Source organism: Streptomyces sp. NPDC050743, from assembly GCF_044456925.1.
GTDB lineage: Bacteria > Actinomycetota > Actinomycetes > Streptomycetales > Streptomycetaceae > Streptomyces.
The window spans coordinates 1-9,188 of record NZ_JBITGJ010000180.1 but is presented as its reverse complement, the minus strand read 5'-3'; the positions used below and the strand labels follow the sequence as shown (position 1 = coordinate 9,188).

Below are 9,188 nucleotides of genomic sequence, written 5' to 3'. Positions count from 1 at the left end.
TGCCGAGGGCGTAAGACCACCCGAGCCGCCGGCTCCGGTGGCGGCCTGAGCCGTAAATCCCCGCTCAGCCCTGGAGGGCGACGCATCCCCTCCCTCCAGGGAGGGGAGCCTTCAAGGGAGGTGGCGGTCTTCTCGTATCTCGTTGCGATGTCGCGGAACCCCCTGAGACGGTTGAAGCGGCGTTCGATCATGTTGCGCCGGCGGCAGTAGTGCAACCGGGCGTTGATCTTGACCCAGACCTCGTCCAGATGCCACTTGTCCCCGGCTCTCGGCGGTCGTCGGCATGACGATGATGCATGGCTGGTGGGGGCGCGAGACGACTGCGTGCCGCCAGTTCTCCACCTGGTTGGGGGAACGCGGCACCCTGCCCGGCGCACGCATCGCTCTCACTGACGAGGAGAGGGGCACCGTGTTGACGACGTGGCCGACCGAGTCGTAGCCCTCTGCCAGGGTGGGGATGATGGCCCACGGCCCCTACCCGAGCCGCAAGCGTGTCCGCCGGCAGGTGGACCGCCGCTACGGCGCCGTGGGCAGGTGGGCGTCCGCGCGTCCCCGCCCCGGTGCGCTGCCTCCCCGGTACGCGGCGGACACTTTCCGGCTTGGCGAATACCGGATCTCCCCCCGCTGACCGGCCAGAAAACCCCAGGCCGGCCGGGGTAACAGTCGACGGGTTACCCAGACCGGGGCGGCAGGCCGAGGACGTCCAGGTCTCGTCGGCCGCCCAGTGCCGAACCTGGTGGCCGGCGAGGAGGTGGACACCACCCTGGCGGGAGGCCCAGAGCGCGTCCGTGCGGCTGAAACCGCCGAGGTGGACGACGGCCCGGATCGGGTGGTCGATGCCGGGTCGGCCTGCCTCCTGCAGGGAAGGAGGCCCGATCTCGCCCGAGTCCTCGTCGGCCGTCGTGGCCGGGCGGACAGAGACGTCGAGTTCGCGGCCACGGCGGTCGCGCGCGAACAGGCGCGGTCGCCTCTCCCGCAGGGTCAGGTGGACCACGCGCCAGCCGTCCCGTCGCAGCACCTGCGCAACGGCCACCGTCAGACCTCGGTCATCAAGCCGGGCGAGCTCATCGGAGGTGTAGTGGCCGTCTGGATTGAGCTGGGCCGGCGGTTGATCGCGGCGTCGCCCGGAGGTTCGGCCCTGCGTTGTTGTGACCGGTGCCCGGTTTGCGGGCGGTGCCGGTGTTGATGGCTGTACTCAGCCATCAACACCGGTTGATTCGGGAGGCGTTGTTCGGCCAGAAGGCCTGTGGACGCCTCGCACCGTCCCGTTGACGTACCGCTTACGCTTCGGCGGATGTCCGGGAACTGTGAACCTTGTGGCGGACGAACAGCGCCGCAGGCACGGCCATGACGATCAGTACGACTCCGCCTATGGCGTTGCCCAGGTGCACGGCGTCGGTGAACGCCCTCGGTACCGCGGTTCCCACCGCGCGAGCGAGGGACGGGGGGAGGCCTGTCGCGCCGCCGCCGTGTGACGCGCCATCCACGATCCTGTCCGCCTGCGGCGAGGGGATGCCTGCCTCGACGAGACGGTCATGCAGCTTCCGGGGGAAGCGACTGGTGACGACGGTTCCGAGGACACTGGGGCCGAGCACCGTTCCCAGCTGACGAGCCATGTTCACCGCCGCTGCCGCCATCCCCTCCTGCTGTGGCGGGACACTGTTGACTGCGGCAGCCGTTGAAGGCGCTGTCAGCAGGCCCGCTCCGATGCCCGCCACGAGCAGCCCGGGCCACATCGCCCCGTACCCTCCCGAGGCGTCGGTCGCGAGCAGCGCGAGGGACCCGGCTCCGATGAGGACCAGGCCCGCGGTGATCAAGGGGGTGAGGCCGACCCGGTGTACCAGCACCCGGGCGGCCACTACCGTGACCAGGAGGAACGTCCCGAACAGCGGCAGCAGGCGCACGCCGACGTCGAGGGGGCTGGTCTGTCCCACGCGTTCCATGTAGAGCACGCTGAGCAGGGCGACACCGACCAGTCCGAAGACGCTGACAGCGGCCACGCCCATGACGGCCGAGAAGGAAGCGTTGCGAAAGAGCCTCAGGTCCAGCATGGGGTCGGGGTGACGGAGTTCCACGCGTACGAACAGGAACAGGGACACGGCGAAGACCACGTACATGGTGATGATCGGGGCTTCGGTGTATCCCGTGGCGCCGCCCTGAATGATCGCGTAGGTGGCCGAGGCCGTCATTACCGTGGCCAGGACGAGGCCCGCGAGATCGAGCCTGCGCGTGGGGTGTCTGGACTCGGTCACGAAGACCGGGGCCAGGAGGAGGGCGGTGCCGGCGATGACGAGGTTGGCGATGTAGACAGCGTGCCAGGAGAAGTCTTCGAGCAGGGCTCCGGCGAGGATCGGGCCGATGGCCAGGCCCACTCCGGAGCACGCGGCCCAGATGCCGATCGCGGCCGTGCGCTCGTGCGGGTCGGTGAAGGTGGCACTGACGATCGCCAGGCTCGTCGGCAGTACAGCCGAGCCGCCGAGGCCCGCGATCGCCTGGGCAGTGATGAGCATGTCGGCGCTGTCGGCGAAGACGGCGAGCACGCTGCCGACCAGGAAGACGGCGGCACCGAGGCTGAACACGCGGCGACGCCCCACGAGGTCGCCGAAGGTTCCGGCGGACATCACGAAGCTGACGACGGCGAGGCTGTACGCGCTGGTGATCCATACCAGCGTGCCGGCGGTGACGTGGAGGTCGCTCTGAATGTCGCCCAGAGCCGAGATGGTGGAGGTGACGTCGACGAAGGCCATCATGACGCCGAGGCAGACCACCAGCAGGCCGAGCCAGCGGGACCGCCCGCCGCCGGCGGCCGCGGTGCGGGAAGCCTGAACAGGAACGGAGGCCGTCAACGGACCGTCACCGCCCCATTCAGCGACACGCCCAGCGACACCACGGCCACGGCAGCCATGAGGGCCATCGTGGCCAGGCAGGCCGGTCGGTAGGTCTCCAGAGAGGCTCCGCCGGAGGCGGTGCCGAGCATGGCGACCAGGATGCCGATGCCGACGACCGAACCGATCCGCGTCGGCATGGTCACGATGGAGCCGCCCGTACCGGCGCGTTCGCGGCGCGGACCGACTGGGGCGGAGGAGACGGCGGTCGGGAGCGCCAGGCCGGCGCCAAACCCGAAGAGGAGCCGGCACGGGAGGATTCCGGAGACGTGGTTCGGGTCGTTGTCCAGGCCTCCTCTCTGGGTTCGTGGAGGGGTCATCTGATCTTGCGAGGACATGCGTCTCTTCCGTTCTGCGGGATGCGCGGGATGCCGTGAGCAACGGTCACCAGGGTTCTGGACTGATCTGTCAGGAACCGTATGGAGTTGTGGAACGGAATGTCAAGAACGCACGGGAAGGGCGAGGCAGGTGCCGACTATGCCTTGTGGCGGAACTGAGTTCGGTACTCCTGGGGTGAGGTGCCGAGATGCCGGTGGAAGACGGCCCGCAGGGAGGCGGGGGCACCGAGGCCGGCGAGGCGGCCCACTTGTTCCACCGGCACGGAACTTGCCTCCAGCAGCTCGCGCGCCCGGTCGATGCGTGCGTCGGTCAGCCACGCCATCGGCGTGGTGCCTGTCTCCTCGCGGAAGCGGCGAATGAAGGTCCGCCGGGACATATGGGCCTGTTCTGCGAGGTCGTCGACGGTGAGCGGGTCTGCGAGGTTGTCGAGCATCCACTCCCGCAGCGGAGCGAGCTCGTCGCCGTGGGCTTGGGGACGGAACTGTTCGATGAATTGAGCCTGGCCTCCCTGCCGCCGTGGCGGCGCGACGAGATCCCGTGCCCGTGTGTTCGCCGCCGCCGCGCCCAGGTCGGTGCGGATCAGATGCAGGCACAGGTCGATTCCTGCCGTGACGCCGGCGGACGTGAGGATGTCACCGTCGTCCACGTAGAGCTGGTTCGGCAGAACGTTGACGTGCGGGTAGCGCATTCGCAACTGCTCGGCGTGCCGCCAGTGCGTGGTGGCCGGGCGTCCGTCGAGCAGTCCGGCCGCGGCGAGGACGAAGGCTCCGGTGCAGACGGAGACGAGCCGGGCGCCTCGGGCGCGAGCCGTCCGCAGCGTCCTCAGGATGCCGGCCGCCGGGGTCGCGTCGACGTCGTCGTAACCCGGGATGATCACGGTGTCGGCGTCGTCCAGCGCTTCGAGGCCGGCGGTGACGGTGATCGCGAAGCCGGATCCGGGCACAGGTCCGGGGCCGCTCTCGGCGCATACGGTCAGCTCGTAGTGCGGGTCTGTCGAGAAGATCTGCGTCGCGGTGCCGAACTCGAGCGGGAGGACCCCGGGCAGTACGAGCACGGTGACGCGATGTCTGTTCGTCATGTGGCACGACCGTAGCGGTGGTCCGCGTCCGTGCCACTGGTTGCCCCGCGAGCAGCTCTCGTATCCGGGACGATGACGCGGACAACAGCGTGGGACTCCTCTTCGCAGCAAACGTGATGCACGATCTGGCCACCGGGCTGGACGCACCGGGCCTGTTCCGGTTCGAGATGGAGAGCGCCGATCTCGCCGCCGCAGTGCTGACCGTTCTCGGCGCGCCGGCCCGGGATGTCGACAAGGTCTCGGAGGCCATCGCTCCGCACACCACTTCGCGGATCCCCGAGCGAATGGGGCAGGGCGATTGCAGAATCCTGGGCGCCCCAAAGGTGAGCCTCGTAACGGAGTTGGTGTCCGCCACAAGGGCATGGTGTCGGATGGTCCAAGTCGGGAATCTAGTCCTGGCTGAGCTGCCCGAACCGGCTGCGGTAGTCCTGAGGAGACACGCCCAGGGCTTTGACGAACGCGCGTCGCATACGCTCGTCGTCACCGAAGCCCGTTCGCCTTGCGACGACCCGCACGGGATCACGCGTCGCCTCAAGAAGTCGTCTTGCGGCTTCGAGTCGGAGTTTTTCTACGGCTCGTGCCGGGCTCTCCCCGGTCTCGCGGACGTAGACGCGCGCGAAGTTCCGGGGGCTCATGCGGGCGGCATCGGCGAGTGCCGGTACGGACAGGTCGGTGTTGAGATTCGCGCGGATCCAGTCGTGCAAGTCGTCGAACCGGCCTCGTACGTCCTGCATCTGCTGTCGCAGTTCGATGCTGAACTGGGACTGCCCGCCGGGCCTCTTCAGGAAGAGAACCATCGCGCGCGCGACGTTGAGGGCCGTTTCGCGGCCGAGGTCGTTCTCGATCATTGCCAGCACCATGTCGATTCCCGCGGATACACCGGCTGACGTCCAGATCCGGCCCGAAGTGACGAAGATGGCGTCGGGGTCCACGCTGACGGCGGGGTGCTCGCGCTCAAGTTGGCGGCAGAACGCCCAGTGTGTGGTGGCTTCCCGGCCGTCGAGCACGCCGAGTTCGGCGAGGACAAACGCTCCGGTGCAGATGGAGCCGAGCCGGCGCGGCTGGGCGAGGTGCTCGGCCAGGCAGGAGCGCAGTGACGCTGTCGAGGCCGGCGGTAGTCTCAAGTCGCTGCCCGAGACCAGCAGGGTGTCGACTCCTTGGAGGACGGCATTGTCCAGCCGTGTGGTCTCCAGTCGCACGCCTGTGTCGGTGGTGACGGCTCTGCCGTCCTCGGAGGCGAGGACGACGTCATAGGCGGGACGGCCGTCCAGGAGATTTGCCTCGCTGAACGCTTGTAGCGGGCCGGCGATGTCCATGAGCTTTGCGCCGTCGTAGGCGACCACGACGATCTTCCGGGTGTCGCCAACCGCACCATTGGCAGTTTCTGAGGTCATACTGCATTTTATGCCACAGCTTTACGCACCGTCCACGATGGGCATGTCTGCCGCGACACGGCCGAAAATGGGTTCGTGCCGCAAGGGCTCATGGAGGCCCTGTCGACTCACGGCTGCCAGGGGGGCGACTCAGATGGACCGCGCAAGCCGTGCTGCCGCCGGGCACGGGAGCGAGCCCCGCCGGCGCCGCAGGACACCTCCCGGAGCAGGCATGCCGCGTCCGACCGTCGCTCGACAGGACGACGGAATCGCGGCAGCCTCGGAAGGGTCCCTGCGTACGCCGACTGAGGCCAGGTCGCAGGTAGGGCGGGAAGCTTACGCGGGCACGTCCCGCGCGATTTCGATGAGCTCGCCGGTGTTCATCTCGTAGAAGAATCCGAAGAGCTTGGTGGACTTCGGCACGGCAGGGTGGCTCCGGAGCAGGGCGAGGTCGTATTTGATCGACTCGTCGAAGTGCGGAATGGTCAGGCTGTCCCGGCTGAAAGCATCCGAGATGTCCACGTTGTGCTCGTCGCGGTACCGGTTGATGAGCTGGTCCGGCCTGAACGCCGTCGCACCGCAGAACGAGTGGTGCACCACGGCGACGGTCTTGAAGTGGAACAGGTAGTCCATGGTCGCGACTGCCTGCAGTGCGTCGACTGCACGCCCACCGGCGTTCGCCAGGGGGAACAGCGTGCGTGTGTGGCCGACTCGGTTGCCGTTCTCGTCGAGGATGTTCTCGCCCGGGAAGACCTCGTCCCCGAAGTGTTTGGCAACGGCTTCGGGGATTTCCGCCGCTCGCGGGTCGAAGCAGTGAACGACCATGGTCTTCATGGGGATCGCCTCATTGAAGCCCTGGAAATTCTCCTGATCGAACCACGGCTGGTTGCGGAATTCGTACTCGCTGAGATCCATCTTTTTCCTCACTTAATGACTATTTGGTGGAACATGCCAGGCCTCCGAGACGCGGCGTCCCTGTAGACGCCGCAGCTCTTGATGGCCGGGGTCGTTGTGCTGGTTGTCCTATTTCGCGACTGGTGCCGGATAAGCCGTGGGAGTTGTTCCGGCGAGTGGTGTCGGAGACGGCGGCCTTACAGGCACATGGCGGTGGCCGGCGACGGGCCGGGGATCGCGAATGCGCGGTCGAGCGGCGTTTTATTCGTCAAACGGTGCCCAGTCCAGAACTGCTGTTGCGTCGACGATGGGGATCGGCGACCGGTTGTGAGCAACTCGCGTGCAGATGTGCACCCAGTGGTGGTACGGCTGCTTGGTGTCGACCTCGCGGTTCAGCAGCTCGTTGAAGGCGCGCTTGAACTGCAGCCGGGGATAGCGCCGGAGCACCTCGGCGATGTCTGCCGGGTCCAGCTTCGCGTTCTGGGCCCCAGAGACGTCGTAGTCCAGTCCGAGTTGCATAAGGCGGCTGGTGTCGCCCCGGAACGGGTTGAGGTCCCACGCGTGAAGAGCGATGTTGTCCCAGACGTGTTGCGCCCGCTCTGCTGAAACGCCCTTTTCCACGAGAAAGGAACGCGCCGCGCCGGCGCCTTCGACCTCGAAGCGATGAGGGCCCCGAGCGTGCTCCGTCAGGCCGAGGTCATGCAGTACTGCAGAGAGGAACATCAATTCGCTGTCCACCTTCGTGCCCTCCTGCTGCGCGAAGAGTTCGGCGAACCAGTAACACCGCATGACGTGATTGAAGAGCGCGTCGCTGGAAACGCGGCGCGCAAGCTCCTCGGCCTGGCGTGCGATATTGCTGTCCGGCGCGGTGATATCGGCGATCAAGGTGATGTCCTTTCCCTTGTTACTGGCTCAGATCTGACGCTAAGTGACCAGCAGGTTGGCTGCAATGACATCCATACCTCGAATCCTGCCATTTCCTGGTGCGGCCGATCCTGCTGTGCTGCGTCGACCGCTCGGCCAGCAGGCCTGCACCTTCCACCAGTCGAAGTAGAAGAACTCCGACCCTCCTTCACCGGGCAGTTTGATGGTCTGGAAGACCCTGCCCGGATGCGGACGGCCCGGTCCTCGTCGCCTGCATGACGAGAAGCCAGACGTTCATCACGCCTCCGGCGGTCTTCGCGGATGTCAGGAGCGGATGAACTCCAGCAGATCCGCCTTGATCGTCGATCTCGCTCCCGGCGCATACGGTCAGGTCGCAGCTCGGGTCCGTCGAGAACATCTGCATCGCGGTGCCGAACCCGAGCGCGAGGACACCGGGCAGTACGAGCAGCACCCTGACGCGATGCCCGTTCGTCGTGTGGCACAACTGTGGCGATGGTTGGCATCCGTGCCACTTTTTGCCCGACAGTAGCTCTCGTAGCGTCACCTCATGACCAAGACTCCATCCACCCTCCCGAACGGGCTGTACGGCGACGTACTCGCCCTCCCTTCCGGGCCGCTGGCCGAAGCGAGCCTCGCCGCGGCGCGGGCCGCGATGCATCCGTCCGTGCTGAACCACTGCATCCGCGGCTTTTACTGGTCCCGCCTGTTCGCCGCCCACAAGGGAGTTCTCGACGACGCGGACTACAACGAGGAACTCCTCTTCGCCGCAAACGTGATGCACGACCTGGCGACCGGGCCGGACGCACCGGGCCTGCTCCGGTTCGAGATGGAGAGCGCCGATCTCGCCGCCGCCGTGCTGACCGGCCTCGGCGCCCCGGCCCGGGATGTCGACAAGGTCTGGGAGGCCATCGCTCTGCACACCACTCCGCAGATCCCCGAGCGAATGGGGCTGCTGACCTACCTGACCTACGAAGGCGTCTGGATCGACTTCGGAAAGAACGCCGACCTCGTGGCCGAGGAGCAGAGCCGGATCCATGCCGCCTATCCGCGACTTCAGATGGTCCGCCACCTGGCCGACGAAGTCCTCGCCCACGGTGCCCGCTCCGAGACGGCCGCGCCGCCCTACGCGCTCACCTACCAACTTGCGCAGGAACGGGCGGCGGACGGCGTCACGTCCATGGAGCGTGGCGTGATCAATGGACCATGGGGGGAGTAGCGGCAGCGTCGAATTTCGCTGGACTCACGTTCCGGGCACAGCCGCGGTAAGACGAAGCAGTGGCTCGGGAGATGGTCACCGGCTCGATTCCCGAAGGGCAGTTCAATGAGGTAGTTCCAGGGGACGATCTGCCCGACCACGCCTCGCGGGTGGTGCGACTCGGTGACCTTCGTGAGCCGCCGCGGCTGGAGGTAAGTGGGGCCCTGCGCCCGTAGTGCCGGGCGACCACGGCGCCTGACTGACCTCCTCGTGTGCGGGCAGGCGTGCCTTCCCCATCTCCACCTGCATCAGGTCCATCACCTCGGCCTGCCTGGAGCATGCCATGAATCGCAGAAGCACTTCAGCACGCGTGCGAACCGAAAGCGAAGCCGATGCCCGCTGGGCTCTCCGGGCCCCACCGAACGCCACCTCGACATCGTTCAGTGAAGTTCCCCCCGCGAACTGGACAGCGGGTGTTTACGCTGCCGGGACGAGGTTCTGCCTGAGCAAGGATCTCGTTTCGAGCGGGGTGACGTACC

General features: G+C 67.0%; 9 protein-coding genes and 1 pseudogene. 2 read left to right on the top strand and 8 right to left on the bottom strand.

Going from position 1 to position 9,188, the window contains the following annotated elements; translation table 11 throughout:
- Positions 1 to 751 precede the first annotated feature (751 nt).
- Positions 752 to 1,186, top strand: a complete 435-nt coding sequence (locus ACIBJF_RS49925) for a hypothetical protein (RefSeq protein ID WP_399184537.1) — start codon at positions 752 to 754, stop codon at positions 1,184 to 1,186.
- A 94-nt stretch (positions 1,187 to 1,280) separates the two neighbouring features.
- On the opposite strand, the gene ACIBJF_RS49920 is transcribed toward ACIBJF_RS49925, so the two are convergent.
- The 7 genes from ACIBJF_RS49920 to ACIBJF_RS49890 form a co-directional block, all read right to left on the bottom strand.
- Positions 1,281 to 2,846, bottom strand: a complete 1,566-nt coding sequence (locus ACIBJF_RS49920; RefSeq protein WP_399184536.1) for an MFS transporter — start codon at positions 2,844 to 2,846, stop codon at positions 1,281 to 1,283.
- Positions 2,843 to 3,223 carry a hypothetical protein gene (locus ACIBJF_RS49915; RefSeq protein WP_399184535.1) on the bottom strand — a complete coding sequence of 127 codons (381 nt, stop codon included), beginning with the start codon at positions 3,221 to 3,223 and terminating at the stop codon, positions 2,843 to 2,845. Before ACIBJF_RS49915 ends, ACIBJF_RS49920 begins: the two co-directional genes overlap by 4 nt.
- A gap of 137 nt (positions 3,224 to 3,360) precedes the next feature.
- Complete coding sequence (locus tag ACIBJF_RS49910) at positions 3,361 to 4,302, bottom strand: GlxA family transcriptional regulator (protein ID WP_399184534.1); 942 nt, start codon at positions 4,300 to 4,302, stop codon at positions 3,361 to 3,363.
- Positions 4,303 to 4,691: 389 nt separating this feature from the next.
- On the bottom strand, positions 4,692 to 5,645 hold the full coding sequence (locus tag ACIBJF_RS49905; protein ID WP_399184533.1) for a GlxA family transcriptional regulator: 954 nt from the start codon (positions 5,643 to 5,645) through the stop codon (positions 4,692 to 4,694).
- A gap of 366 nt (positions 5,646 to 6,011) precedes the next feature.
- Entirely contained in the window at positions 6,012 to 6,590 is a 579-nt protein-coding gene (locus tag ACIBJF_RS49900; protein WP_399184532.1) for a carbonic anhydrase, read from the bottom strand.
- A gap of 240 nt (positions 6,591 to 6,830) precedes the next feature.
- Positions 6,831 to 7,454: a hypothetical protein gene (locus tag ACIBJF_RS49895; protein WP_399184531.1), complete on the bottom strand. Its 624-nt coding sequence runs from the start codon at positions 7,452 to 7,454 to the stop codon at positions 6,831 to 6,833.
- Positions 7,455 to 7,641: 187 nt separating this feature from the next.
- Positions 7,642 to 7,905 (bottom strand): hypothetical protein, encoded by a 264-nt coding sequence (locus tag ACIBJF_RS49890; protein WP_399184530.1) that lies wholly within the window; start codon positions 7,903 to 7,905, stop codon positions 7,642 to 7,644.
- A 96-nt stretch (positions 7,906 to 8,001) separates the two neighbouring features.
- Here ACIBJF_RS49890 and ACIBJF_RS49885 point away from each other — a divergent pair, with 96 nt between their 5' ends.
- The gene (locus tag ACIBJF_RS49885) at positions 8,002 to 8,670 is read left to right on the top strand and encodes a hypothetical protein (RefSeq protein ID WP_399184529.1); all 669 of its coding nucleotides are present in this window, start codon (positions 8,002 to 8,004) and stop codon (positions 8,668 to 8,670) included.
- 62 nt (positions 8,671 to 8,732) lie between these two features.
- Here the strand turns inward: ACIBJF_RS49885 and ACIBJF_RS49880 are convergent.
- Positions 8,733 to 9,087 (bottom strand): annotated as a pseudogene (locus ACIBJF_RS49880) (aldehyde dehydrogenase family protein); the annotation flags it as partial.
- Between the last annotated feature and the right edge of the window lie 101 nt (positions 9,088 to 9,188).

Coding starts and splice junctions, on each gene's coding strand:
- ACIBJF_RS49910 (WP_399184534.1), bottom strand. CDS start 4,302: ATGACGAACAGACATCGCGTCACCGTGCTCGTACTGCCCGGGGTCCTC.
- ACIBJF_RS49885 (WP_399184529.1), top strand. CDS start 8,002: ATGACCAAGACTCCATCCACCCTCCCGAACGGGCTGTACGGCGACGTA.
- ACIBJF_RS49900 (WP_399184532.1), bottom strand. CDS start 6,590: ATGGATCTCAGCGAGTACGAATTCCGCAACCAGCCGTGGTTCGATCAG.
- ACIBJF_RS49915 (WP_399184535.1), bottom strand. CDS start 3,223: ATGTCCTCGCAAGATCAGATGACCCCTCCACGAACCCAGAGAGGAGGC.